The sequence below is a fragment of the Erwinia sp. PME.40.26/001 genome (genome assembly GCF_055556675.1).
Map to the genome: position 1 here is coordinate 42,753 of NZ_JBVHNP010000007.1, position 26,477 is coordinate 69,229.

At 54.3% G+C, this 26,477-nt stretch carries 26 protein-coding genes; 20 read left to right on the forward strand and 6 right to left on the reverse strand.

The annotated features are described in order from the left end of the window. The first annotated feature begins 391 nt into the window (after positions 1-391). The 6 genes from ACZ3HG_RS17850 (at position 392) to ACZ3HG_RS17875 (ending at position 6,413) form a co-directional block, all read left to right on the forward strand. Positions 392-1,075: a hypothetical protein gene (locus ACZ3HG_RS17850; RefSeq protein WP_465333653.1), complete on the forward strand. Its 684-nt coding sequence runs from the start codon at positions 392-394 to the stop codon at positions 1,073-1,075. 93 nt (positions 1,076-1,168) lie between these two features. Continuing rightward, a complete protein-coding gene (locus ACZ3HG_RS17855; protein ID WP_465333655.1) occupies positions 1,169-1,870 on the forward strand; it encodes a fimbria/pilus chaperone family protein in 702 nt (233 codons plus the stop codon). A gap of 48 nt (positions 1,871-1,918) precedes the next feature. After that, positions 1,919-4,360: a fimbria/pilus outer membrane usher protein gene (locus ACZ3HG_RS17860; RefSeq protein WP_465333756.1), complete on the forward strand. Its 2,442-nt coding sequence runs from the start codon at positions 1,919-1,921 to the stop codon at positions 4,358-4,360. A 48-nt stretch (positions 4,361-4,408) separates the two neighbouring features. Next, positions 4,409-5,077, forward strand: coding sequence for a DUF1120 domain-containing protein (locus tag ACZ3HG_RS17865; protein ID WP_465333657.1), 669 nt, complete (start codon positions 4,409-4,411; stop codon positions 5,075-5,077). Further along, positions 5,077-5,808: a fimbria/pilus chaperone family protein gene (locus ACZ3HG_RS17870; RefSeq protein ID WP_465333659.1), complete on the forward strand. Its 732-nt coding sequence runs from the start codon at positions 5,077-5,079 to the stop codon at positions 5,806-5,808. The genes ACZ3HG_RS17865 and ACZ3HG_RS17870 overlap by 1 nt, the downstream gene beginning before the upstream one ends. A gap of 50 nt (positions 5,809-5,858) precedes the next feature. After that, positions 5,859-6,413 carry a DUF1120 domain-containing protein gene (locus ACZ3HG_RS17875; protein WP_465333661.1) on the forward strand — a complete coding sequence of 185 codons (555 nt, stop codon included), beginning with the start codon at positions 5,859-5,861 and terminating at the stop codon, positions 6,411-6,413. Between the two features lie 102 nt (positions 6,414-6,515). Here the strand turns inward: ACZ3HG_RS17875 and ppa are convergent, their stop codons facing one another. Further along, a complete protein-coding gene (gene ppa, locus ACZ3HG_RS17880) occupies positions 6,516-7,046 on the reverse strand; it encodes an inorganic diphosphatase (protein WP_133842529.1) in 531 nt (176 codons plus the stop codon). Positions 7,047-8,017: 971 nt separating this feature from the next. On the opposite strand from ppa, the gene ACZ3HG_RS17885 reads away from it, so the two are divergent. Continuing rightward, complete coding sequence (locus ACZ3HG_RS17885) at positions 8,018-9,583, forward strand: methyl-accepting chemotaxis protein (protein WP_191934315.1); 1,566 nt, start codon at positions 8,018-8,020, stop codon at positions 9,581-9,583. Between the two features lie 19 nt (positions 9,584-9,602). On the opposite strand, the gene ACZ3HG_RS17890 is transcribed toward ACZ3HG_RS17885, so the two are convergent. Next, a complete protein-coding gene (locus ACZ3HG_RS17890; protein WP_191934314.1) occupies positions 9,603-10,727 on the reverse strand; it encodes a class II histone deacetylase in 1,125 nt (374 codons plus the stop codon). 144 nt (positions 10,728-10,871) lie between these two features. Here ACZ3HG_RS17890 and ACZ3HG_RS17895 point away from each other — a divergent pair, with 144 nt between their 5' ends. Next, the gene (locus ACZ3HG_RS17895; protein ID WP_191934313.1) at positions 10,872-11,672 is read left to right on the forward strand and encodes a MoaF C-terminal domain-containing protein; all 801 of its coding nucleotides are present in this window, start codon (positions 10,872-10,874) and stop codon (positions 11,670-11,672) included. Positions 11,673-11,741: 69 nt separating this feature from the next. Here ACZ3HG_RS17895 and fbp read toward each other — a convergent pair whose 3' ends face one another. After that, positions 11,742-12,740, reverse strand: coding sequence for a class 1 fructose-bisphosphatase (gene fbp / locus ACZ3HG_RS17900; protein ID WP_062745606.1), 999 nt, complete (start codon positions 12,738-12,740; stop codon positions 11,742-11,744). 166 nt (positions 12,741-12,906) lie between these two features. On the opposite strand from fbp, the gene mpl reads away from it, so the two are divergent. Beyond that, positions 12,907-14,259: a UDP-N-acetylmuramate:L-alanyl-gamma-D-glutamyl-meso-diaminopimelate ligase gene (gene mpl, locus ACZ3HG_RS17905; protein WP_187509348.1), complete on the forward strand. Its 1,353-nt coding sequence runs from the start codon at positions 12,907-12,909 to the stop codon at positions 14,257-14,259. Between the two features lie 98 nt (positions 14,260-14,357). Here the strand turns inward: mpl and yjgA are convergent, their stop codons facing one another. After that, on the reverse strand, positions 14,358-14,903 hold the full coding sequence (gene yjgA, locus ACZ3HG_RS17910; protein WP_191934312.1) for a ribosome biogenesis factor YjgA: 546 nt from the start codon (positions 14,901-14,903) through the stop codon (positions 14,358-14,360). Between the two features lie 150 nt (positions 14,904-15,053). On the opposite strand from yjgA, the gene pmbA reads away from it, so the two are divergent. From pmbA to ACZ3HG_RS17965, 11 genes are all read left to right on the forward strand, one after another. Then, positions 15,054-16,394, forward strand: a complete 1,341-nt coding sequence (gene pmbA / locus ACZ3HG_RS17915; RefSeq protein ID WP_191936082.1) for a metalloprotease PmbA — start codon at positions 15,054-15,056, stop codon at positions 16,392-16,394. A 94-nt stretch (positions 16,395-16,488) separates the two neighbouring features. Further along, entirely contained in the window at positions 16,489-16,872 is a 384-nt protein-coding gene (cybC, locus tag ACZ3HG_RS17920) for a cytochrome b562 (protein WP_191934310.1), read from the forward strand. Between the two features lie 685 nt (positions 16,873-17,557). Then, the gene (locus tag ACZ3HG_RS17925; protein ID WP_342214472.1) at positions 17,558-17,899 is read left to right on the forward strand and encodes a glycine dehydrogenase; all 342 of its coding nucleotides are present in this window, start codon (positions 17,558-17,560) and stop codon (positions 17,897-17,899) included. Positions 17,900-17,982: 83 nt separating this feature from the next. After that, positions 17,983-18,342 (forward strand): SFCGS family glycine-rich protein, encoded by a 360-nt coding sequence (locus tag ACZ3HG_RS17930; RefSeq protein ID WP_062745593.1) that lies wholly within the window; start codon positions 17,983-17,985, stop codon positions 18,340-18,342. Next, positions 18,342-18,641 (forward strand): DUF4312 family protein, encoded by a 300-nt coding sequence (locus ACZ3HG_RS17935; protein ID WP_191934309.1) that lies wholly within the window; start codon positions 18,342-18,344, stop codon positions 18,639-18,641. Before ACZ3HG_RS17930 ends, ACZ3HG_RS17935 begins: the two co-directional genes overlap by 1 nt. 91 nt (positions 18,642-18,732) lie before the next feature. Beyond that, positions 18,733-19,509, forward strand: coding sequence for a DUF4311 domain-containing protein (locus tag ACZ3HG_RS17940; protein ID WP_191934308.1), 777 nt, complete (start codon positions 18,733-18,735; stop codon positions 19,507-19,509). Between the two features lie 13 nt (positions 19,510-19,522). Further along, complete coding sequence (locus ACZ3HG_RS17945) at positions 19,523-20,167, forward strand: DUF4310 family protein (protein WP_191934307.1); 645 nt, start codon at positions 19,523-19,525, stop codon at positions 20,165-20,167. A 45-nt stretch (positions 20,168-20,212) separates the two neighbouring features. Further along, positions 20,213-21,346 (forward strand): amidohydrolase/deacetylase family metallohydrolase, encoded by a 1,134-nt coding sequence (locus tag ACZ3HG_RS17950; protein ID WP_465333666.1) that lies wholly within the window; start codon positions 20,213-20,215, stop codon positions 21,344-21,346. Next, complete coding sequence (locus ACZ3HG_RS17955; protein ID WP_465333758.1) at positions 21,330-22,445, forward strand: DgaE family pyridoxal phosphate-dependent ammonia lyase; 1,116 nt, start codon at positions 21,330-21,332, stop codon at positions 22,443-22,445. Before ACZ3HG_RS17950 ends, ACZ3HG_RS17955 begins: the two co-directional genes overlap by 17 nt. A 2-nt stretch (positions 22,446-22,447) precedes the next feature. After that, on the forward strand, positions 22,448-23,188 hold the full coding sequence (gene dagF / locus ACZ3HG_RS17960; RefSeq protein WP_191934305.1) for a 2-dehydro-3-deoxy-phosphogluconate aldolase: 741 nt from the start codon (positions 22,448-22,450) through the stop codon (positions 23,186-23,188). Positions 23,189-23,286: 98 nt separating this feature from the next. Next, positions 23,287-25,197, forward strand: coding sequence for a PRD domain-containing protein (locus ACZ3HG_RS17965; RefSeq protein ID WP_191934304.1), 1,911 nt, complete (start codon positions 23,287-23,289; stop codon positions 25,195-25,197). 103 nt (positions 25,198-25,300) lie between these two features. Here the strand turns inward: ACZ3HG_RS17965 and dolP are convergent, their stop codons facing one another. Together dolP and diaA are read right to left on the reverse strand one after the other, a co-directional pair. Beyond that, a complete protein-coding gene (gene dolP / locus ACZ3HG_RS17970; RefSeq protein WP_191934303.1) occupies positions 25,301-25,873 on the reverse strand; it encodes a division/outer membrane stress-associated lipid-binding lipoprotein in 573 nt (190 codons plus the stop codon). Positions 25,874-25,883: 10 nt separating this feature from the next. Continuing rightward, the gene (diaA, locus tag ACZ3HG_RS17975) at positions 25,884-26,474 is read right to left on the reverse strand and encodes a DnaA initiator-associating protein DiaA (RefSeq protein WP_048917381.1); all 591 of its coding nucleotides are present in this window, start codon (positions 26,472-26,474) and stop codon (positions 25,884-25,886) included. Between the last annotated feature and the right edge of the window lie 3 nt (positions 26,475-26,477).

Sequence of the window (26,477 nt, forward strand, 5' to 3'; positions counted from 1 at the left end):
TTCTGCGATTCTTTTTACTGAATTACTGCCGGTGCATGAAATGAAATGTTGTTTGGGTTTTTTTTGTGGTTTTTTTGTGGTTTTTATTATTGTCATTTATTTCTTTTTGTTTAAAACTCCCACCTCAGATTTTTGAGTTTAGTTTTTTTAATTTTATCTGGTCGCGTTAGTTGAATGGTTTATGGTTTGGGTTCTCTTGGGTTTTTATATTCTCAGAGTATGCCTCATTTATCCATTATTAATTGAGTTGTTCCATTGTCCTTTTTCAGGAAAGGAGCACCCAGAAATAAACGTGGTAAAGAATATTTGCCAATGTTTATAAAGGAGGTCATGCCTGCCAATATTGGCTTGGTTATTGACTTAAATTTATAGTAAATAAAGGATTATTGAAATGAAAAAGATAACCACGCTTGCAGCTCTTATCGTCGGTGTAATGGCCTCCGGTCAGGCACTGGCGAGCGGAAGCGCAAAGATGGAACTGAAAGCCACCATCGCGCCTGGTAGCTGTGATGTCACCCTTCCTACTGCCTCACTGGGCTGGGATGTGGACCCTGATTCAATTAAAAACCACCTGTACACAGATTTACCCGCTCAGCTGTTAACCATTAATGTGAATTGTCCGGGAAAAATGATGTTCGCCGTCAAAGCCGTTGATAATAACACCACGGGGCTAGCGTTGGCCGGCCCATTACCGTCAATGACAGGCAACTACTTTAGAATGAAGTCTCTTTCTGAGGGAATTTCCCCGACTGCTGGCTATAGCATCAAAGCGCTGACGGCGGGAAGCTCTGCTGATCAAGCCAAAGCATCGGGTATGGTTACCTTCACAAATGGTATCTGGAGTGAACAACCTGACAATGCGGACTACGCGTACTTTCATACATCAATCATTGGTAAAGATTATGCGCTGGATATGACGACCAGCGAAGGTGAAAATAAGTATCTGCGTAGCAGCGCAACGAATAAAACCTATGCCATCGAAGTTCAGCCGTGGATTGCCCCGTCTCCTGAAGGAACGCTGGGAAGCGCTATTGAGTACAGCGGCAGTACTACATTTGAAGTCATTTATATTTAATTGAAGTTGCTGCCGGCAGCGCTGCTTGCGTCCACCCGTAATAGCACGCTTTGCCGGTGGCTTTTTTATATAATAGATTCATGGATGAATACTATGTTCTTTAAGCTTCTGCGCTTATCTCTGTCATTGCTCTCTTTGCTCGCTATCCTTCCTGCCAGTGCAGTGATGCAGCCGAAATCATCGTTAGTGTTAATCAAAGAAGAGGCCGGAGGCGGCAGTATTAACGTCACGAATACCGATAATGAGGATGCGTTACTGTACGTTAAGGTGATTGATCTGCCCGATGACAAACATCCGCAGCTGATCGTGACCCAACCGGTAGTGCGTGTGCCGGCAGGCCAGACTCAGCGGGTGCGTTTTGTCCTGACCAGTGACCGTCCGCTCACCACTGAACATATCAAACGGGTAACATTTGAAGGCATTCCGCTCAAGACGAGAGAAAACAACAGTGTAGAAATCAGCTTGCGACAGAATTTGCCAGTGATCATTCATCCAGCCAGACTGGCAAAAAATAATGAACCCTGGAAAAAGTTACAATGGTCGGTTAAACAGGGAACGCTGACGGTAAGCAATACCGGTGAATGGGTGGTCAGAATGGCACCCAATATTACCCTGATACCCGGCAGAAAAAACCTCGTGCTGGCTAAAAACTATATTCTGCCGGGAGAGACGGTCTTTGTCGCGTCCCCGGATAAACACGCACTGGCGCAAACCACGAATGTACGCATTGATACGGTTTCGCAGTACGGTTACAAGATTGGTGATGTCGAGCTACCCGTAAGTCACGGGGAGTGAATTGTGTTCTGCGCATACCGCAATAACTCACACAAATTATGCCACTGTGTGCTGCTCACGGCAGGTGCATTGACGCCCGCCTATCTCTGCGCACAGGAAAAAACCGAAGATCCCCTTCGAATACAGAAAATATCGCTGTCCTCTGATGCCCCAGTATCCGCTGCTACCCGGGAGTCTCTCACTGAAAGGATCTTCAAGGCGAGGGGGATTGATCCTGCTTTACTGACCCAACTCGACAACCAGACTCATTTCCCCCCCGGGCCCGCGCTGGTCGATATGAGCGTCAACGGCGAGTTTCGTGGCGCTTTTGATGTGATATTTAATCAAAAAGGCGGGCTGTGCTTTACTCCTGTACTGCTAAACCAGTTGGGTTTAAGGCTACCCACAAGTAAACCGTTATCCGATACGGAATGCTTCGACTGGGTGGCGCAGGACCCTGCCATCAGCATCCGTTTTGATACGCAAAACCTTTCCGCCAGTCTCGTTGTACCGGAGGAACGCTTACTCCCGAAGGATGAGGCGATCACCGGTGAACCTGGGGGGGTGGGGGCGTTGCTGAACTATAACTATTTCAGTTCGGTAAACCGAAGCAAAGGTAGCAATAATCGTTACAGTTTTCTCACGCTGGAAGACGGTTTCAATGTCTCCAACTGGATGGTGCGCAGCTTGCAGCAGCTAAGCCTGCAGGAGGGAAGTCTCAGTACTGATATGAACTCACTGTACGCTGAACGTGCCTTTGAACGCTGGCAGAAACGTTTTCAGGTTGGGCAAATAGGCGTCAGTAATACGCTGTTTGCTCTGGGCGATATTAACGGAATCCAGCTGATACCTGATGAGGGATTTCAGCAAAATGGTGACGCTGAGGGCGTGGTGGAGGGGATCGCTGGCACCCCGCAGGCGCGGGTCGAGGTACGCCAGTACGGCGTGCTGATTTACAACACGCTGGTGCCCGCCGGGCCTTTTCGCCTGAACCACATTCCTTTGAAAAATCTGAACAGCGATCTGGATGTTACCGTGCTGGAAACCAACGGTCAGCGCCAGCAGTTTACCGTGCCCGCCAACCGAATGGTCAACGTTAATCCTCGCGGCAGACAGGGTTTCTCTCTGGCAACCGGTACGCTTCGCTCAATTGGCGGCGGGGGATCGGGGGCTCCGCTGTTGCTTACCATGAATCAGAACTGGCGACCCATGGAGCGGTTACTGGCGCAGAGCGGGCTTCTGCTGTCAGAGAAATATCAGGCGTTAGCGCTGTCGCTGGGGCGACAGGTGTCCCAGGGGTTACAACTTGCCGCGCAGATCACGGCGGCCTATGACCGCTATCACGGTACACGCAGTGCGCAGCTGTCAATGTCTGCAGATTATCTGATCGCCGAAGGGTTATCGATTGGGGGCAGTGTCAGTAAAAGCACGCCTTCTTATGCCTCACTTAATCAGGCCAGTATGCCAACCCAGGACTATTACGATAAAGATAATACGCAATATACGCTATCAGCCAGCTGGGCGACCCCCTGGCTGGGCACGTTTTCCCTTAGCCACGCGGAAAGCACCAGCTTTGACCGAAGCCAGTCGACAAACCGTTACAATATGGTGAGCTGGGGCACCAACATTAAAAAGATGATGCTGACGGTCAGTTATTCCCACAGCACGGGCTTGAATAAAAGCAATAAACAGCTGGCAGTTAACGCCAGTCTTCCATTAGGCCAACAGTACGTGAACAGCTATTACCGGACTTCACGCGAGCGGAGCCATCTGGGGGCGCAAATCAGCGGACCGGTCACCCCTGACGTGGGTTATAACCTGTCTGCGGAGCGGGATGTTAAGCATCATAACCAGTCGGTTCAGGGGGGCCTTAGCGCCAATCTGCATTATACCAATTTGTCTCTCGCGGCAGGCAGCAGTAATGATCATTCCAGCAACTACTCCGTTAGTGGCAGCGGTGGTATCGGCGTCGTCGGTAAAAATGTGCTTTTCTCCACCATTCCCGTTGGCCAGACGTTTGGCATGATCGCCATGAATGAAAGGCTGGCAAACGTGGCGATCAGTACGCCGGGGGGCACCACCTGGACGGACTGGCGCGGCCTGGCGCTCGCCCCTCAGCTGCCCGCATGGAAGCCCGCTAACCTGGACCTGGATACGGAAACACTGCCGAAAAAAGCGGACGTGAATAACGGTCACTATAGCGTCACGCTGGCGCGGGGAAGCGTTAAGCGTATTAACTACACGGTGCTGACCAGCCGACGCGTACTGCTCGATCTTACCCTGAGTGATGGTACGGCATTACCCCGCGGCAGTAAGGTAATGGATGAAAGGGGGGAGATGCTGACAATCGCTATAGATAATGGACTGATTTATTTGAATAATTCAGCAGTAAGCGCCACGCTGTTGATTGATGTGGCAGGGGGCGATAAACGTTGCAGCTTCACCTACCAACTGAAAGAACAGCCTGATAGCGACAGCCCTTATCAGAAAATTAGCGGTGTCTGCATTTAACCTGTGCCGCCATAAGGCATAACCTGTGCCACAGAAAGGAATTGGGCCATGGAACTTAAAAATAGCTTTTACGGCATCACGCTGCTGGCGGCAGGGGGGCTCAGTGCGACAGCCCATGCCAGCAATCAGGTGACTTTGCAGGTGCGGGGTGCCATTCAGCCCGCTTCCTGTGATATTCGCTTTGATGGCGGAGGCGTGCTGGACTGGCAGATGATCAGCGCCGCCAGCCTCTCATCGTCCAAATCAACGTCACTGCCGCCGAAGGGTATTAAGCTGAATATCAGCTGTGAAACGCCAACGCTGTTTGCGGTGCGTGCCAGAGATATTGCAGAAAAAGCCGGGGACGCGAGAATAGACGGAAAAACCGCTGAGACCAGTTTTAGCCTGGGAGCCACCACCGCCGGAAAAAATATTGGTGCTTACAGCATTATGACGCTGGCCGACAGATCCATGGTGGACGGGCATCCGATGCAGAGGCTTACGGTCTCCGCCGACGAAGGAAAAAACTGGTCAGAGGCAAAAAGCAGTGTGCTGTGGAAGTATAAGGGCGAAGAGCTGGTCTCCTTTACTTCGGATATGCTGCGCGTACCCATCCCGGCAAAAAACGTGGTTTTTGATATGAAGGTCACCCCCTGGATCGTGGCGCGCGATGCCCTGGGGACGGCAGATGAAGTGACGATTGCAGGCAGCGCCACCTTTGATATTGTGTACCTCTGATGGCCCGGTTGTCAGAGCGTTTTACCGATCTCTTCCGCCGTTACTGTGTGCTGTATGGGGGGGTGATTCTGCTTATCACACTGCCTGCATCTGCGGTGATGAAGCCTGAAACCTCGATGCTGATGATCAATGAGGCGGCAGAGGGCGGCAGCCTGAATGTCACCAACACAGCCGATCACGAGGCGCTGCTGTATGTGAAGGTTTATAACCTGCCGGATGACCCACAGCCGCAGCTGCTGGTGACCCAGCCGGTGACGCGCCTCGCGGCAGGACAGACCCAGCGGCTGCGCTTCCTGCTGCATACTCGTGGCCCGCTGAAAACGGAACACATGAAGCGGGTGATTCTGGAAGGGATCCCCACGCAGGTACTGGCGGGTTCTCATTCCGTGGGCTTAAGCCTCCGTCAGGATCTGCCGATCATTATTCATCCGGCCAGTCTGCCGGTGAAGTCTGATCCCTGGCAGGCGCTGACGTTTACGGAAAATCATGGCATTTTAACCATCGTTAACCCGAGCCTTTATGTCGTACGGCTGTCACAGACCCTCGCGCTGCTGCCCTCAATGAAAAATATCACTCTGAGTAAGAGCTACATTCTTCCTGGTGAAACGCTGACCGTTAAGGCACCGGATGCCGCTACGCTGAAAAACAGCAATCAGATTCAGATCCAGAGCCTGTCTAAGTACGGCTATGTCGCAGGTCTGTTTACACAACCCCTCGGTCATCATGGCTAATTTCTTCACGGCACTGCTGGTATGACACGGGAAAAATGAAGGAACGGAAAATGGACGGTAAAAAATGTTCGCGACTGCGCGGCCAACGGCCGCTGTGGCTGCTGGTCGCCAGTGTGCTGCTGTGTTCCGGGCTGGCTCAGGCCGGGTGCCGTATTAGTTCGGGAACCGGAATGCTGGATTATGGCAGGATAAACTCCCAGATATCGGGCGGGGAGGGGGGTAAAAATCAGCTGGCGTCGCGTTCCGCCGCATTTCGTGTGGAGTGCGATGAGCCCCGTCAAATCCGCCTGGCTTTTAACGGCCACAGTGGCCCTCAGCGAAAGTTCGCCTTTGGCCGTGACGGAGACCTGGAAATAAACCTCTCCGCGCTGGTACTGGACAATAACGTCACTGCTTACCGTGAGATTTCCGCAGGGGGGAAGCAGACGCGGGAGGGTGAACTGACGTCGGGGGCGCTGCTGCCGGGCAGTGAGATCGAGACGACAGGCACTGGACAGCATTTAAACTTTGTTCTGTCGGTCAGGCCTGTGTTTACAGACCGGCTTTTTGCCATCCAGGATGATTATCAGCCCGGCAATGACATTACGGTATCCCTCGTCGACTAGCGGCAGGTACAGGCGAAAAAAAACACCGCACTGCGGTGTTTTTTAATAGCGCAATCACGGCCAGAGGCTGTAAAGCGTTGTCTCATCGGCCGTGCTGAAGAATTACTTCTTCGCTGCGCGCTCGAAGGAAGAGACGATCTCTGCTTTCGCGGCTTCAACGCCTTCCCAGCCATCAACCTTAACCCATTTGCCTTTTTCCAGCGCCTTGTACTGCTCGAAGAAGTGGGTGATCTGGCCGCGCAGCAGTTCTGGCAGGTCGTTCACATCCTGGATGTGCTCGTACTCTTTGCTCAGTTTGCTGTGTGGAACCGCAACAACTTTGGCATCTTCGCCAGATTCGTCGGTCATTTTCAGCACGCCAACCGGACGGCAGCGGATCACAGAGCCAGGCTGTAACGGGTACGGTGTTGGCACCAGGACGTCAACCGGGTCACCATCCAGAGACAGGGTGTGGTTGATGTAGCCGTAGTTGCACGGATAGAACATCGCTGTCGCCATGAAACGGTCAACGAACAGTGCGCCAGTCTCTTTGTCGACTTCGTATTTGATTGGAGAGGCATTTGCCGGGATCTCGATGACGACATAGATATCGTCTGGCAGGTCTTTACCCGCTGGTACCAGGTTCAAGCTCATTATGAATTCCTTCAATCATCTTAGGTTGAGTGCCGGGTATTATAGCCAGGTCATCTTCAAAGTACCTTCCTTTTTCCGCCTTTCAGATTGCTCCGTGCCGGGGCATCAATGACAGTGAAATGCTGCGCTATGCGATGCCCGGCTCACGATGATGGCTAATCCTCCACGTCGGGCTGGGGTATGGAATATTCACTCGGTGCAAAGGGGGGTGGCTCACCGTTGACCATGTTGAATTCAGAGACAATATAACGGCGTCTCATCTTCTTAGTGGGTGAGCGTAAAGCGATATCAACCCGCCTGGCACCTGAGTTCTGCCTTCTTATATCGGCTATAGAAAAATCAGGGCTGTATTCAACCCGAAAGTACATTTCTCCATTGGGTGACATAGACACCCCCTTGAGTTGCAGACCAAAAGGCAAGTCACTGCCTTTATGGATCCACACTTACGGGGAGATGATCGTGTCGCGAAAAATTTCCTTCGCCATCTCAATCTCGCCCAATGTCATCAGGCGGCAGACTGCCGCTCTTAGTATCATGATCAAACATACAAATCCCCTGGTGTATTTGTGGTTATTTCTCGTGCAGCATAGCAAATGTCTGTTTTGCTAAAAATTCTACAATCTGTGATTTTCTTAGTGCGATGACATGACACTTGTCAGGAGTCTCTTTTCGCCACCGAACAAGACGAGGGCTGTCAGGAGATTAATTTGGTTTATTGATCATTGTTAAATCATTTCTCTTTTTTTACAGGGTTCTAATTCCTCATCGTCTGTATTTTCCTTCAGGTGCATTTCCCTTCTGACGTTTGTCCACAACAAAAGCGTTGAAATGCCCCTAATTCACGCTTACGGGTTTCCTGTTTTGGATCAATTTAATCATTGTTATGGTTAAAGCTGGGTAATGTTATTGCCGATAACCTTGTCGTTTCAGGCACAGGAAATGACCGGACTTCACATTATCGGGAAATAATCATGTTGAAAAGAATCTCAATACGTACGGGTTTGCTGGCGTTACTCGCCCTGATGACCATGCTGCTGTTGGTTGTCAGCGTGATGGGGATTATCGCCATTCAGAAAGGAAATCGCTCACTGGATGTTATCAATCGCATTCAGGGCATTGAATTAAATGCGTTATATATGAGTAACGGCAATCTGCTGCGTGCCCGTGCTACCGCGGCGCTGGCGATACGTAAACTCGAAGTGGGTCTGCCCGATGAAGCAGGTAGCATTGCCACGCGCTCTGCCAGCTACGTGGCATTGTCCGAAAACGAGCTGAAACGATTCATTGATGCCGGTACGGTGACAGAGCATGGGAGGGTACTGGCCGAAGCGGTAGTAACGACTCACCGGGACTACGTTGCCAGGGGGATTACCCCTCTCATGGACGCACTGAAAAAACAGAATGCTGACGATTACTACACCGTTCTGGAAGGGGATCTTTCTCATCTCGCGGGGCAATTCTCTACGGCGGTAGGCGCATTCGGCCAGTATGCCGATGAGGTCAGCGAACAGCAGATGGCCCAGGCAGCTCATAACCAAACGCTGATGACAGTGCTGATCCTCGTCAGCGGGGTACTGACGTTGTTGCTGGTGGCGCTGGCATGGATGATCCTGCGCGTCATGCTGCTGAAGCCTCTTGATAGTGCGATTAAACACCTTGAACATGTTGCCGGTGGGGATCTGACTCAGCCTGTGCCGGAAAGCGGTGATAATGAACTGGGGCGTCTGAATGCGGCGCTGGGAGCAATGCAAACGTCTCTTCAGCATTCGGTGGGCCTGGTGCGGGATGCCAGCATTCAGATCGACATTGGCAGCCGTGAACTGGCCTCCGGCAATCTCAACCTCTCACAGCGTACCGAAGAGTCTGCTGCCTCTCTGGAACAGACGGCGGCCAGCATGGAACAGCTCACCGCCACGGTTAAGCAGAACGCCGATAACGCCCAGCAGGCGCATTTACTGGCCAGGGCCGTATCGGATACGGCCGATCGTGGTGCGGAAGTGGTCTGCTATGTCATGGAGAAGATGACAGAGATTTCCAACAGTTCGCAGCGTATTGGCGACATTCTCGGTGTGATTGATGGTATTGCCTTCCAGACCAATATTTTGGCCCTGAATGCGTCAGTCGAAGCGGCACGCGCCGGAGAGCAGGGGCGTGGCTTTGCCGTCGTCGCGACCGAAGTGCGCAACCTTGCCCAGCGAAGCGCAACAGCGGCGAAAGAAATCCGAACCCTGATCAGCGAGTCACAAATCCGCGTCAGTGAAGGTTCAGATATGGCCACCAAAGCCGGTGAAACCATGGACGAAATCTCAACGGAAGTGATGCGGGTGACCACGTTGATGAAGGAGATTTCCAGCGCATCCCAGGAACAGAGCCACGGTATTGAACAGGTAAATCAGGCCGTGACCCAGATGGACGAAGTCGCTCAGCAGAATGCGGCCCTGGTGGAAGAGGCCGCTGCGGCGACTCAGTCGCTGGAAGAGCAGTCTCAGCAGCTGGTTCACACCATGGCCGTGTTTAAGGTGGCACAGACCGCATAAAGCCGAGGGCGGACCCGCTTTATCCGGGCCGCCTGCTGCTGCTGCACTCGGCGCTCAGCTGGTCAAGGGCGTCGCGCTGGAACTGTATAAACGCTTCGCGCGGCTGCTGCTGGCAGATAAACGACAGCAGCGGGTCTTCTACCGCCGTGCGGATCCCGCTTAATGTTTCCATAACTGCCAGCCCGCAGAAGGGCACGTAAGCTTCCGCATAGCCGCCCTCATGGACCATCACCAGCCTGCCGCCGCACAGCTGCGCGGCAGCAGCCATCATGCGCTCCGTCATGGCGCGAAAACTGTCGCTGTGAAGCTGCATGCGGGCCAGCGGATCCAGCGCATTGGCGTCATATCCGCAGGCGATAATGATCAGCTCAGGCTGGAACTGCTCAAGCTGGGGGATAACAATCCGATCCAGGGCATACAGATACGCATCATGACCGCTGCCCGCCAGCAGCGGAATATTGATGTTATAACCCAGACCGGCCCCTGCACCGCGATCGCTCTCACCGGAATACCCCGGCGGAAAACAGCGGTCCTGATGCAGGGAGAAGGTCAGAACATCATTACGCTGCCAGTAGATATGCTGCGTACCGTTGCCGTGGTGCACATCCCAGTCAACCACCGCCACGCGCTGCAAGCCAAAACGGGTTCTGGCGTGTTCAATGGCAATCGGGATGTTGGCCAGAAAGCAGAAGCCCATCGACTGATCCGGCAGACAGTGATGCCCCGGCGGACGCGACAGGGCGTAGGCATTGTCCATTTCTCCGGTCAGTACGGCCCCGACTGCGGCACAGACCAGACCCGCAGAGAGGGCGGCATAGTCATAGCTACCCGGTCCCATTGGCGCATCGAATCCGAGCATCCCGCCGCCGCTGTCGCTGACCTGCCTGAAATGTTGCAGGTAGTGCGCCGGATGGATACGCAGTAAATCCTCTTCACTGGCTGCCGGCGCTGAACGCAGCAGCAGCTGTGCTGACAGCCCGGAGACATCCAGCAGGTTCTTCAGGCGTCGTTTACTTTCCGGTGACTCCGCGTGGCCGCTGCCCGCAGGGGGCTGAACCCATCCGCCCACCGGTAACGTGGTGGCGTGAAGCCCGGTGCTGTGCCAGAAGCAGCGTTCATCATAAAAAAAGCCCGTAGTGTTCATTGTGTTCTCTCCCTCATCCTCACCGCAGATCATCCGACTACTGTATTCCTCCGGGCGGCCGATGGCCTCGTCCGGAAGAACGATGGCGTCAGCAACGGCTGCGGTTAACACTCAGGGGATCTGATCACGCACAGGGAGTACCCCATGAGTCATAACGCGAAATATATTCCGGTAGGCGAGTTGGCCACCTGCTTCGCCCCGGACGGCGATACGTTGCCAGCGGCATCGCCCGGGCAGAGCAAACTGACGTTCTGTTTTCATCATGATGAAGAAGTGCTGTGCCAGTTTTATCCGGACGGAACGCTGACGTGGGGAAGTCAGCCAGCGGTCGCGTTCCGGCTGACTTCATTACGTGACGGTATTGAGTTTATCGACTTTATCGACCACCGCCGGGCGGCATCGACGCTGACGCTGATCTGCGACCATCATCGCGGCTGTTTTACCGAAGTTCGCGGTCAGTTACCCACGCAGCAGCAGGCGCACCTGTCTGCACTCCAGCGCATCAAACTGGGTTTGCCGCTAACCGGAGTCAAGGCGGAGGTGCGTTTTGGCTGGTTTAAGGGAGGGAGCGATATGAACGTGCGCCACACCTTTAGCGATGAACTGACCGGGATGCGCAACCAGTATCGTTACAGTCCGAACGAGTGTTACGAGCATCTTTATCTGAACGCTGACTGTTACGCCTGGCACTGTCTGCAGGGGGGGGAACAAGGACTGGCCGATGTTGATCGCTGTCAGACCGTGAAAATAGACGACCGTCTGTATCTGTTTATCTGGCAGGAAAAGGTGGTACCCACGCTGGGCGTGGTGCTGATTGATCTGCAAGCCGCACGGACCGACGGCAAGATCTTCGGCTACCAGCAGGACGATTTTAAGCGGTTGAGCAATTTCGCCATGGGTGCGGCGCTGAAAGTGATAAATGTCACTCCCCGTTCTGCGGAATGACGTCTTTTTTCAGCGAGTTCTGCTCAAAGGCCCATCTGAACAGCCGATGGGCCTCCGCGCGCGTGGCTATCAGTTATCCGGGAACTCACGCAGGAAGCGTTCGGTATCTTCCACCATGTGGTCGTTGCCGACAAAGAACGGCGAGCGCTCATGCAGGCTTTGCGGCACCAGGTCCAGAATACGGTTTTTACCGTCAGAGGCTTTACCGCCTGCCTGCTCCGCCAGGAATGCCATCGGGTTGCACTCATACAGCAGGCGCAGTTTGCCCTTAGGGTGGCTGGCCGTGCTTGGATAGAGGTAGATCCCGCCTTTCAGCAGGTTGCGGTGGAAGTCAGCCACCAGCGATCCGATATAGCGTGAGGTATAAGGACGGCGCGTGGCGGCATCCTCTTCCTGACAGAATTTCAGGTACTTTTTCACCCCCTGTGGGAAGCGAATGTAGTTACCTTCGTTGATGGAGTAGGTGTAACCCTTTTCCGGGAAGGTCATACGTTCCGCACTCAGGCAGAAAACGCCCAGCGACGGATCATAGGTGAAGGCATGTACGCCACAGCCGGTGGTATAAACCAGCATGGTCGATGAACCATACACCACATAACCCGCAGCAACCTGCTGGCTGCCTGGCTGCAGGAAGTCTTCTTCCGTGACCGGCGTACCTGGTGGGGTAATACGGCGGTAGATAGAGAAAATAGTTCCGACAGAAACGTTTACATCAATGTTTGAGGAGCCGTCGAGAGGGTCCATCAGCACCACGTACTTGCCGTTTTCTACGCCTTCGAAGATGACGATCTCATCTTCTTCTTCAGACGCGATACCCGCGACAATGCCACGTGCCTTCAGTGCGGCTTTCAGCTTTTCATTGGCGAAGAGATCGAGCTTCATCTGCTCTTCGCCCTGAATGTTCTCAGCGCCGCTGGCACCCAGAATATCGACCAGGCCAGCCTTGTTGATATCGCGGTGGATGATCTTGGCACCCAGCTTGATCGCGGAGATCAATGCGGTCAGTTCACCTGTGGCGTGCGGAAAGTCGTGCTGTTTCTCGACGATAAATTCGCCTAACGTTTTCATAACACAATCCCTGAATCTGCGGTTGAGCAGCAGCTTGATTCACAAACTGCCAACGTATGCGTACGCAGTTTAGCCGATTGAACGCGAAAGAACATAGGGCAAATCCGTTTCTTCCGCACGTTGGGGGCGGTACACTAGGGCAGAACTTTTACGAAACGGACCTTTTATGCGTATTCATATCCTCGGTATCTGCGGCACCTTTATGGGTGGACTGGCGATGCTGGCCCGTGAGCTTGGCCATGAAGTGACCGGCTCAGATGCTAACGTTTATCCGCCAATGAGTACGCTGCTTGAAAAGCAGGGTATTGATTTAATTCAGGGTTATGACGCTTCACAGCTCGACCCCGCCCCGGATTTGGTGATCATTGGCAATGCGATGACCCGGGGTAACCCGTGCGTGGAAGCCGTGCTGGAGCGCAACATTCCCTATCTGTCCGGCCCCCAGTGGCTGCACGATTTTGTGCTGCGCGACCGTTGGGTGCTGGCGGTGGCGGGCACCCACGGAAAAACCACGACGGCAGGCATGGCAGCGTGGATTTTACAGGCCTGCGGCTATGAGCCGGGCTATGTGATCGGTGGCGTACCGGGAAATTTCGAGGTATCGGCAACTTTAGGAAAAAGCCCATTCTTCGTTATTGAGGCCGATGAGTATGACTGTGCGTTCTTCGACAAACGTTCCAAGTTTGTACATTACTGCCCGCGCACACTGATCCTCAACAATCTCGAATTTGATCACGCGGATATTTTTGATGATCTGCGCGCCGTGCAGAAGCAGTTCCACCATCTGGTGCGCATCGTACCGGGGCAGGGCAAAATTATCCTGCCTGAGCACGACGCGAACATTAAGCAGGTGATGGCGATGGGCTGCTGGAGCGAGCAGGAAACCGTCGGCGAGAACGGTCACTGGCTGGCAAAGAAACTGTCACCGGATGCCTCCCACTGGGAAGTTTTACTGGACGGTGAGCGTGTGGCCGAAGTGAACTGGTCGCTGGTCGGTGAACACAACATGCATAACGGCATGATGGCGATTGCCGCGGCGCGTCACGTGGGCGTGAAGCCTGAGGACGCGGGCCGGGCGCTGAACGACTTTATTAATGCCCGGCGTCGCCTGGAACTGCGTGGGGAGAGCAATGGCATCAAGGTGTACGATGACTTTGCCCATCACCCGACGGCTATTCTTGCCACGCTTGCGGCGCTTCGCGGAAAAGTCGGCGGTACGGCACGTATTCTTGCCGTGCTGGAGCCTCGCTCGAACACCATGAAAATGGGGGTCAGTAAGGACGATCTGGCACCGGCACTGGGACGTGCAGATGAAGTGTTCCTCTATCAGCCGCATCATATTCCCTGGCAGGTTGCCGAAGTGGCTGATGCCTGCATCCAGCCAGCACAGTGGAGTGCGGATATTGATACGCTGGTAGAAATGATCGCCAAAAAAGCCCAGCCGGGGGATTCTATCCTGGTGATGAGCAACGGCGGTTTTGGTGGGATACATCAGAAGCTGTTAGATCGCCTGGCGTAAGACGTGTTGTAGCGTGATTGAAAGGGCCGACCGGAAAACGACTGGCCCCTGAGCGCAGGGGCAGACCCGTTTTTTCGGGCTGCCCTGATCGTGCGTCATTACAACGCGGTGGCCAGCTCACGCAGATACTGGAAAATCTGGCGGTACGCTTTCGGTGGCTTGTTGGTGGCTTTCTCTTTCTGTGCGTTACGGATCATGGCACGCAGCTGCTGGCGGTCGGCATCCGGATAGAGGTTCAGCACCTCAGGGATCGCGTCATCACCCTGTTCAACCAGGCGGTCACGCAACACTTCCAGCTTGTGGAACAGCGCAACCTGCTGGTTGTGACGGTTTTTCAGCTTATCCAGTGCCGTACGGATCGGCTCTTCATCACGCGAACGCAGCATTTTACCGATCAGCTGCATCTGGCGACGGCGGCCTTCTTTCTTAATCTTCTGCGCCAGCTCAATCGCGGCACGCAGATCTTCATCCAGTGGGATCTTGTCCAGGGAGTTTTTCCCCAGTTCCACCAGTTCACCCCCAAGGCGCTTAAGCTCCTCGGCATCACGTTTTATTTCACTTTTACTGACCCAGATAATCTCATCATCTTCTTCTTCTTCGTTATCGGGTACATCATCGAGCCAGTCGTCGGGCTGCTTGGTCATTGGTACGGCTCCTGAAAAAGAGGCTAATGCTATCAGGTTACGAGGCTACTGCGAAATTGTTCTCTGAGTCTGTTAGACTCAAAATAATCTTTACCACCTTGAGAACGGTTTTCTCAGCAGGTATTTATCAACTTATTATACGGCAGGTCGATGAAATTACTCTCCCAAGTTGCAGAACAGCGTAAAACCCTGGAACAGGCGATAGCGACGGCACTCGAACTGGCAAAGGCCAGCAGCGACGGAGCAGAAGTCGCGGTAAGCAAAACCACTGGCATCAGCGTCAGCACACGCTATGGTGAAGTGGAAAATGTCGAATTCAACAGCGATGGTGCCCTGGGCATCACCGTTTACTACCAGAACCGTAAAGGCAGCGCCTCCTCAACCGACCTCAGCCCGGATGCGATTAAGCGTACCGTGCAGGCGGCGGTAGACATTGCCCGCTACACCTCACCGGATCCTTACGCGGGCGTGGCGGATCGTGAACTGCTGGCGTTTGATGCGCCGGATCTCGATCTGTTTCACCCGGCTGAGATCGACGCCGATCGTGCTATTGAGCTGGCCGCGCGCGCCGAACAGGCCTCACTGAAGGCCGATAAGCGCATCACTAATACCGAAGGCGGCAGCTTTAACAGCCACGTAGGGATTAAAGTGTTCGGTAACAGTCACGGCATGCTTCAGGGCTACTGCTCCAGCCGGCACTCCCTTTCCAGCTGTGTGATCGCGGAAGAGAACGGCGGTATGGAGCGCGATTACGCTTACACCATTGGCCGCGCTATTGGCGATCTCGACTCTCCGGAAGCCGTAGGTGAAGCGTGCGCACGCCGCACGCTGTCGCGCCTCTCTCCGCGTAAGCTGTCCACGATGAAAGCGCCGGTGATGTTTGCCGCCGAGGTCGCGACCGGCCTGTTTGGCCACCTGGTCGGCGCCATCAGCGGCGGCAGCGTGTACCGTAAATCCACGTTCCTGCTCGACTCGCTCGGACAGCAGATCCTGCCGGAATGGCTGACCATTGAAGAGCACCCGCATTTACTGAAAGGACTGGCTTCCACGCCCTTCGACAGCGAAGGCATCCGCACCCAGCGCCGCGACATCATTAAAGACGGTGTATTGCAGACCTGGCTGCTGACCAGCTACTCCGCGCGCAAGCTTGGCCTGCAGAGTACCGGACATGCTGGCGGCATTCACAACTGGCGCATTGCCGGTCAGGGACACAGCTTTGAAGAGATGCTGAAACAGCTGGGAACCGGACTGCTGGTCACGGAACTGATGGGGCAGGGCGTGAGCGGGATCACCGGTGATTATTCCCGTGGCGCGTCCGGTTTCTGGGTGGAGAATGGCGTGATCCAGTATCCGGTCAGTGAGATCACTATTGCCGGTAATCTGAAAGATATGTGGCGCAACATGGTCAGCATCGGCAGCGATATTGAAACGCGCAGCAATATTCAGTGCGGATCCGTTTTGTTACCAGAAATGAAGATCGCCGGGCAGTAATTTCCGGATTTACGCGTATGCTGAAAAGGCGGCGGTGAAAACAGCCGCCTTTTTCATGCCTGAACGATACCCATTTATAAAAATAGGATCTGAGATGCGTAAATTATTGATTGCAATGTTGAGCTCTACCCTGTTGTTTAGTTCCACGCTGCTGGCACAGGGCCTGGAAGGGGATATGGATATCCTGAAAGGCGCATACCGCACGGTGCAGAAAACCGACGATAAAGCCGAAATGGTTAAAGCATTAACCGATATGCGCTCTGCGGCGGAAAACGCCAAAACCCAGACCCCAGACAAGCTGGAAGGTCAGGCCGCGGGGAGTGCGGAAATGAAGGATTACCATGCGCAGCTGGATAAACTGATCGGCCAGATTGATACCAGCCTGAAGCTGGCAAACGGAGGGGATCTGTCAGGGGCAAAAGAAGAAGCGAAGAAGTTTGCTGCGACACGTGATGAGGGGCATAAAAAGTTTCGCTGACCGACCCGGCCAGTTTGGCAGTAGGTTGGCCTGAAAGTGGGAGGCGATAGCAGTGCGATCGCCTCTTTTAACAGCGTTCTGGTGATGCGGCAGAGAAATTATAATATATCGCAACCTTAAATTTTTCTGGCGTGTTTATCTGACCTTTTGGGTAATACAAATAAAAGCGACAGTTATCACCACAGGCAGTGATCTATAATATTTTCAATTAGTGGTTGTGGTATTTTTCTTTGTCTCAACGGCCATTTTACTCTGACGAAATCCCGTGTAGCAGCCGTTTTTCGTATGTCACTGACGTTATTTTTAGGTTCACTCTTGTTGTTACTCACCCAGCAGAACGATCGCATGGCGATAAATCAGCCCGTGATAAAAAACGGGCTTCTCTGTTTTCTGAAAAACTATTTCCCTCTGCTTTGGGGAGCGGGTCATAAGCTTTACTTCTATTTTCGTCATTACCCGGGCCAAAATTTTCCTTCTATTTCACCCCCGCTGCGTCTTTTATGCAAATACTCCTTCTGTATGTGATTTATCTCTCATTTTAAAACCCAGCGTGCGCGTTTCAACGTTTTTGCGACATCAAACCAGCGCTGTGCGTTTATTTCCACTTCCATGTGGAAAAAGTCGTTCTACACAGAAAGGCAGGGGGCAGGTAGTTTACTCCTGAGCTTATTAAAAGGGGACGAATGTGAGTAACGGGACAGCGCCAGCGGGCGCGGCAACACAACAGGATGACGCGATTCAGGCGCTGGCTGCGCAGGTTATGGGGAAGATTGCCCATCTGTTTTCCGCCAGAAATATTCATCCTAACCCTGTACAGCAACAGATGCTGACCTCGCATGTGCGGGCGATGGCGCTCCGCTCGGTCACTGGCGAGGGCTTACCTGACGTCGAGGCCGAACTGTTTGAGGATATTTCGTCACAGTCGATGACGCTGGCGCAGCAGGTCGTCGACCTGTTTGGCAATCTGCCGAAAGAAGAGGCCTGGCTGCTCTCTGTTCATTTCGAAGTCGCAAAAGAAAATGCCTAAATTCGGGTCGGCTTGCCCGACCCCGACAAAATACCCAGGAGCGGGACATGTCCCGTCTGAAGCCATTAAAAAAGGAAAACAACATGTCTCAAATTATCGTAGTCATTGGCGATCGTTTAGGTAAAGGCCAGAAAGTCGCAGCAGGGATTGAGAAAGCCGGCGGTAAGGCTATCGTGGTGCCGGGCGTGGCGGCAGATATGAAATTGGGTGATGTGATGAAAGCAGAAAATGCCAGCTTCGGTATCTCTTTCTGTGGCAGCGGCGGTGCCGGTGCGATTACCGCGCAGAACAAATATGGCTATAAAGCAAAACACGGTATGCGCTCAATTGATGAGGGTGTTACTGCCATCAATGAAGGGGCTAACGTGCTTGGATTCGGCTTTATGGATAAAGAAGAACTGGGTGAGCGTCTGGTGCAGGCGTGGCAGAAGAAGCACGGCTGATGAAAGAGCAATTCACCACCACGGTGAGCGTGAGCGGAAAAGGCGACAGTAAAGGCAAAGCCTTTGCCGATGCCCTGAGCCGGGTGCAGAACACCGTGCTGAAATCCACCAGCAAAATTCTCCTGCGTATTGAGCCCGTTGAGGTCAAGGTACTGCGGGCGAACGTGCGGGTCAAAACGGAAAAGTTTCTGTTCTTTTTTCTGGCGCGTGAAAGACGGTTGTACAGCGTCGACCTGGAGATCACCGTCAACGTCGTGGTGGTGGATACCGATAAAGTGGATTTCACTGTTTCCGGATAAAAATCGTCGGGGACAGACCTCCACGCCATCGGGCAGCAGCGATGCTTCCGTCGTCTGAAAGACGCAGAGGTTATAACAAAAGGAAAGGCTGATGTTCCTAATCATCTTATTTAAATCATTGATTATTGGCGGTCTGGTTGGCGTCGGTGTGGGGGCCGGGGCAGCACGTATGTTCCATGCACCCACCACGCAGGGCATGGGCGCATTTCGTACACTGGGTGAACTGAACTCCTGTGAGGGCGATCCAGCCTCTCACTTCTCCTTCGGCCTTGGCTTCTTCTTTAACGCCTGGGCTTCCTCCGTGGCGGCGGGGTCATTCACTCAGGACGTAGACCACCGCATTATCCCCAACTGGGGCGCAGCGGCCCTGATGGTGAAAAACCGTAATGTCGCCGACACGCTGCATAACCCGAAGAAGATGGCGATTGCCTGCGGCATCATCGGCATGATCGTGGTCGCATTTCTCAACTCCACCGCATCTGCCGTACCGGCAGCCCTGCAGGTGACGGCGGTAAAAGTGCTGGTACCGGCGGCTAACCTGCTGGTGAATACCGTGATGCCGGTGATCTTCTGGCTGGCAGCGATCGATGCCGGTAAGAAATCGGGTTTCTGGGCGACCATTTTTGGCGGTCTGGCGCAGTTGATTATGGGGAACGCCGTACCGGGTCTGGTGCTCGGTATCCTGATTGGTAAGGGCGTAGAGGAAGCGGGCTGGAACCGGGTAACGAAAGTGATGATGGTGGCCATCGTCCTGCTGTTCGTTCTCAGCGGCTTCTTCCGTGGCTTTGATATGAAGCTCCTGGAATCCTTCCAGCTGGGTGTGCCTGGCTGGCTGGAAATGATCCACAACTCCCTGAGTGGCAAATAAGAGGACGAGGGTAATGGAAGAGTCAAAAAGTGGTTTCTGGTATGCCGACTGGTCATTTCCAATCTTTGTCGGCCTGCTCTCTTCGGGCGTCTTTGCCGGTACGCATATGTATTACGTCTACGGACTGGGGGCATTTAACGAAGTGGCCTTTGTCTCCATGCTGCGTGCGGGGATGGAAACGGGCGTGTACGGTGCGGTAGCAGCCTTTGGTGCCAGCTTCCTGTTTGCACGCATTATTGAAGGTTCGCTGGTGGGGATCCTTGATATTGGTGGGGCGATCCAGACCGGGATTGGCCTGGGCGTGCCGGCGCTGCTGTTGGGGGCGGGGTTTATCTTCCCGGTTGCGAACTTCGCGGCCTCACTGGTCACCGGACTGGCGCTGGGCCTGGCAGTGGGATACCTGATTATCCTCGCACGCAAATTCACCATCAGCAACAGCGACTCCACGTACGGTGCCGACGTCATGATGGGCGCGGGTAACACCTCCGGCCGCTTCCTGGGACCGTTGATTATCCTGTCTGCTATGGCAGCGTCCATTCCGATTGGCCTCGGATCGCTGGTCGGTTCCCTGCTGTTTTATCTGTGGAACAAGCCGATTACCGGCGGGGCCATTCTGGGTGCGATGGCGCTGGGGGCGATGTTCCCTGTGGCGCTGTAACTGACTTTCGTGGCGGCAGGACGTCGCCACGCAGAGGAGTCTGCAATGTTTGATTTGATTATCCGGCAGGCCCGTCTTAGCGACGGGACGCTGAATGATGTTGCCATCAGCAACGGTAAAATTGCTGCGACAGGCCAGGTGGCGGGCCCGGCAAAACAGGAATGGGATCTGGCGGGTCGTTACTGGCTCAGTGCGGGCTGGATTGACTCACACGTTCACTGCTACCCGAAATCGCCCATTTACCATGATGATGCCGACCGCATCGGCGTGGAGACCGGGGTGACCACGGTTGTGGATGCCGGCAGCACCGGGGCCGATGATATTGATGATTTTTACCAGCTGACCCGCCGTGCCAGCACCCGGGTTTACGCCCTGCTGAATATCGCCCGCAGCGGCATTCTGACGCAGAACGAACTGGCAGATATGGCGCGTATTGACGCCGGAGCGGTGAGCGCAGCGGTACAGCGCCTGCCAGATTTTATTCTGGGCCTCAAAGCACGTATCAGCAGCAGCGTCGTGGAACAAAACGGTATTAAACCGCTGGTGCGCGCTAAGGCGATGCAGCGGGAAAACGGCGGTCTGCCGCTGATGGTGCATATTGGTAATAATCCGCCGAATCTGGATGAAATCGCAGATTTACTCACCTCTGGCGATATCATTACCCACTGCTTTAACGGCAAACCCAACCGCATTCTCACCCCGCAGGGGCAGCTCAGGGCGTCTGTTACCCGTGCGCTCGAGCGAGGAGTCCGCCTCGACGTCGGGCATGGCTCGGCCAGCTTCAGCTTTGAGGTCGCCCGGGTAGCGATTGCCCTTGGCATTCTTCCGCAAACCATCAGTTCAGACATCTACTGCCGTAACCGGCTTAACGGCCCGGTGTATTCCCTGGCGCATGTGATGTCGAAATTTTTATCGATCGGTATGACCCTGCCGCAGGTGATTGACTGCGTGACCCGTCACGCCGCTGACGGGCTGCGTCTGAAGGGCAAAGGGCGGCTTGTTCCGGGGCAGGATGCCGACCTTACCCTGTTTGACGTGAAGCAGGAAACCTGCCTGTTCAGGGATTCAGACGGCCAAACGCTGTCTGGAGAAACGCAGCTGATACCGCTGGCCGCCGTGGTGAATGGCCGCATATTCGTGACTAACGAAGGGAAAAAACGTGATGACTTCAGTGTATGAAAAATATGGCTTAAAGCAGGTCATAAATGCCTCCGGCCGCATGACCATTCTCGGTGTGTCCACCCCGAGCGCGGATGTGGTTGATACGGTGAGTTATGGCCTGAATCACTACTTTGAGATGAAAGATCTGGTCAATAAAACCGGTGCCTACATCGCCGGGCTACTCGGCTGTGAGGCGGCGGTGGTGGTGTCCTGCGCCTCAGCCGGTATCGCACAGTCGGTGGCGGCGGTGATCGTAAAAGACAACGACTGGCTGCTGGAAAATCTGCATGTGGCCCCGCTGACGGTTCCTCATGATATCGTCCTGCCGAAGGGGCACAACGTCAATTACGGTGCCCCGGTGGGGACAATGGTAGCGATGGGTGGCGGCCGGCTGGTGGAGGCGGGCTACGCCAACGAGTGTTCGCCGGACCAGCTTGCGGCAGCCATCACCCCGCAAACGGCGGCGATCCTCTACATCAAATCCCATCACAGTGTGCAGAAGAGCCATCTGAGCGTGGAACAGGCCGCTGTGGTGGCGCGTAAACACGGCGTGCCGCTGATTGTTGATGCCGCCGCTGAGGAAGATTTGCAGGTGTATTACGGCTATGGCGCTGATCTGGTGATTTACAGCGGCGCGAAAGCCATTGAAGGCCCGACCAGCGGGCTGGTAACGGGTAAAACCCAGTACGTTGAGTGGGTCAAACGCCAGTCGAACGGCATTGGCCGTGCGATGAAAGTCGGCAAAGAGGGGATCCTCGGTCTGACTCACGCGATTGAAAACTACCTGCGCATGGAGAAGGTGACCGGCGCGCAGATGGTGGAAAAAATGACGCCGTTTATCGACAGCCTTAACCAGCTGCCGGGCATTCAGGCGCGCACGGTGTGGGATGCCGCCGGCCGGGATATTGCCCGTGCCGAAATTCACTTTGATGAAGCCGTCATCGGGCATACCACCGGAGCGATCGTACAGGCGCTGAAAACCGGTGACATCGCGATCTATTTCCGCGGCTATAAAACCAACGAAGGCATTGTTGAAGTGGATGTACGCAGCGTTTCAGCCGACCAGCTGCACACCATATTTGTCTGTATTCAGGCACTGTTAACCAAGGAGAAATAAGCATGACGCTGACACCAAAATTTTACCGCGACCGGGTATGCCTCAACGTGCTTGCCGGGTCCAAGCAGAACGCCCGCGATATCTGGGAAGCCGCAGAGGGCCACGTACTGGTCGGCGTGCTATCTAAAAACTATGTCGATGTGGCGAGCGCCGTCGCGGATATGCGTGAATACGCCGCCCTGATCGACAACGCGCTCTCGGTCGGGCTGGGCGCGGGCGATCCGAACCAGTCTGATATGGTTAGCGCGATTTGTGGCCAGGTTCAGCCACAGCACGTTAACCAGGTATTTACTGGCGTGGGAGCCAGCCGGGCGCTGCTTGGACAGGCTCAGAGCGTCGTCAATGCGCTGGTATCACCCAGCGGTCAGATCGGCCAGGTGAAGATCTCCACCGGGCCACTGAGTTCGCGGGCCGCTGACGGGGTGGTTCCGGTCGCCACCGCCATTGCTATGCTGAAAGATATGGGCGGCAGCTCCATTAAATATTTCCCGATGGACGGTCTGACGTTTATTGACGAGTTCAAAGCCGTTGCGAAGGCCTGCGCCGAACATGATTTCTGGCTGGAACCAACGGGCGGTATCGATCTGGATAATTTTGAAACGATCCTGCAGATCGCGCTGGATGCGGGCGTCAGTAAAATTATTCCGCATATTTACAGCTCAATCATTGATGACGCATCCGGGCTGACCCGGCCAGAGGATGTGGCAACGCTGCTGGCCATGACGAAAAAGTTAGTGGGTTAATGTTGTCCCTGCACCCCGGCGATGCCGGGGTGTACTATTTTTTCATTAAAAAATAAGTTACGTTTTCCTCTGGATAATTGCTTAAAAAAGGGTGCCCTGTGAGATTCCCTAACCAACGCCTGGCGCAGCTGTTTGATCTGTTGCAAAACGAAACGCTGCCGCAGGATGAGCTGGCGCGTCGTTTTGACGTCTCCACGCGCACGGTACGTACTGACATTACCGTCCTCAACGAGCTGCTGGCCGATCATGGTGCCAGCCTGGTGCTAAACCGCGGGGCCGGTTATCAGTTAAAAATTAGCGACGCGCTGCGCTATACCCTGCTGCTGCAACAGTCGCCCTCCCATTTACGTGTGCCGCGCACTTCGCCCGAGCGGGTGCATTACCTGCTGACCCGTTTTCTTACCTCGGCTTTTTCCCTGAAACTGGAAGATCTGGCAGACGAGTGGTTTGTCAGTCGCACCACGTTGCAAAGCGATATGGCCGAGGTCAGAGAATGGCTGGCGCGTTATCAGCTGGCGATTGAGACCAAGCCACGCTACGGCATGAAACTGTTTGGCACGGAAGTGGCGATGCGTACCTGCCTCACTGACCTGCTGTATCAGATCGCACAAGAGGACGGCGACAGTCCCCTGCTGCGGCTGGAAGCACTGAACCACGGCATGCTCGAGACGCTGCAACCGCTGCTGCAGCACTGCCTTTCTCGTTTTAATATTCGCCTGACCGACGAGGGCGAGTTCTATCTGCGGCTTTACTGCGCCGTTGCGGTACGCCGCATGACTGAAGGCTACCCGCTGACGGATTTTGCTGCGGAAGATGTGGCTGAAGAGGTGCGAAGCGCCGCCCGTCATATTGTTAACCTGATGAGGCCGATCACCGGGAAAGCTATCTCACCGGCAGAGGAGGCTTATCTGTGCGTTAATATTGCCGCGCGCAGAGTGGAGGACAGCGCGGCCAGTGTGATCAGCCCCGATGACGGCGACTCGCTGGTGAACTACATCCTCAGCTATATCAACACCCACTATAATTTCAACCTCCAGGATGATCCCCAACTCCATGCCGACCTGTTGACGCATATTAAAACGATGATCACCCGGGTGCGTTATCAGATCCAGATCCCAAACCCTCTGCTGTCCAACATCAAGCAGCACTATCCAATGGCCTGGGATGTGACGCTGGCTGCAGTCTCCAGCTGGGGGAAATATACGCCCTATGCCATCAGCGAAAATGAGATCGGTTTCCTGGTGCTGCATATCGGGGTGGGGCTGGAGCGTCATTACAACGTCGGCTACCAGCGTCATCCGCAGGTCCTGCTGGTGTGCGATACCGGTAATTCCACCGTGCGGATGATCGAAGCGATGCTGCTGAGAAAATATCCTCAGATTGTCGTGCGTAATACGCTGTCACTGCGCGAATACGAACTGAAGGAGAGTGTGGAAGAGGACTTCGTTATTTCCACCGTGCGCCTGAGCGACAAAGATAAGCCGGTGGTGGTGATGTCCCCGTTCCCCACTGAATACCAGCTGGAGCAGATCGGTAAGCTGGTGCTGCTTGACCGCACGCGGCCGTACATGCTGGAGAAATTTTTCGATGCCAGCCATTTCCTGATCCTCGACCAGCCCATGGATCGCAGCGATCTGTTCCGCCAGCTTTGCAGTGAACTGGAACGGGAAGGTTGGGTCGATAAGACCTTTTATCCCTCGGTCGAAGAGCGCGAGGCGATCGTCAGCACCATGCTGGGTGAGGGGATCGCTCTGCCACACTCGCTGGGATTGCTGGCCAAAAAAACCTGTGTCTACACCGTGCTGGCACCGAAAGGCATTGCGTGGGGTGACGAGACGGCATACGTGATTTTCCTGCTGGCGATCAGCAAAACGGAATATGAAGAAGCAATGGCAATTTACGATCTGTTTGTGACTTTTATGCGGGAAAGGGCAATGACCCGGCTGCGTGACAGCAAGGACTTTGCCAGTTTTAAGGCGGTAGCGATGGATTGTTTAAGCCGGTTATAAGGCGTCTTGTGTCACAGGGGATGACCTTCTTTCTCGGTCAACCCCTGTGGTTCAGGCCTCACGCTGCGTAGGGGCCGACCTTTTCCGGTCGCCCCGCACAGGCTTACTTCAGAATGGTAAATGCAGTGGTGACGTGTGTGACGCCGCTCACCCGGCTGGCGATATCGGCTGCGGCTTTGGCTTCCGCGTCGGTCACCAGGCCCAGCAGGAACACTTCGCCATTTTCTGTGGTGACTTTCACATTGGACGATTTCACCTGATCACTACTCAGCAGCTGTGAGCGCACTTTCGTGGTGATCCAGGTATCCGAGGAGGCCGTACCAAAGCTGACTCTGCTCCCGGTGCGGATTTCGTTATACACCTCGGTCGCCCCGTCAACGCCCACAGCAATCTGTTTGGCGCGCAAAGCAAGATCGCTGCTCGGAGCCTGGCCCGTCAGCAGCACTTTGCCCTGATAAGCGGTGGCCACGATATGGGTATTCTGTTTGATCTGTTCGTCTTTGGACAACGCGTTGGTTACCCGCAGTTCTAATGTCCCGTCATCAACCTGAGTGCCTACGGAGCGGGGGTCAGTCGCGCTTTTCGTGGCAACGGCTGCACTGCCGACAACGGCAGCCACACAGCCCTGTAACAGTAACGCGGTTAGGATAACTGCACATGCAGATAATGCCTTCATTTAAGCTCCTTTAAACATCCTGGTGGGGAAACAAAGTGTTATCTATTAAATCGCACAGACAATTCACGGTTAACATATGCATTTCCTGAATTCTCGCACTGCGATGCGAGGGAATACGGATCTCCACATCCTGGGGACCCAGCAGACCGGCGAGCTCACCGCCATCGTAGCCGGTCAGCGCGATAATCGTCATATCACGCGTAACCGCTGCCTCTACGGCTTTGACAATATCACGGCTGTTACCGCGGGTTGATATTGCGAGTAAAATATCGCCGGCGTGGCCCAGGGCGCGCACCTGCTTGGCATAAATCTCTTCATGCAGACGATCGTTACCAATGGCGGTCAGCAGCACGTTATCCGCGCTGAGGGCAATGGCTGGCAGGCTTGGACGTTCGGTTTCAAAGCGGTTGATCATGCTGGCAGCAAAATGCTGGGCATTGGCGCTGGAGGTTCCGTTACCACAGCTCAGGATTTTGTTGCCATTCAGCAGCGACTGCACCATGGTCATCGCCGCGCGTGATATCGCATCCGGCAGCGCTTCTGCCGCTGCGATCTGCGTTTGAATACTTTCGGTAAAACAGACTTTAATTCTTTCCAGCACGTC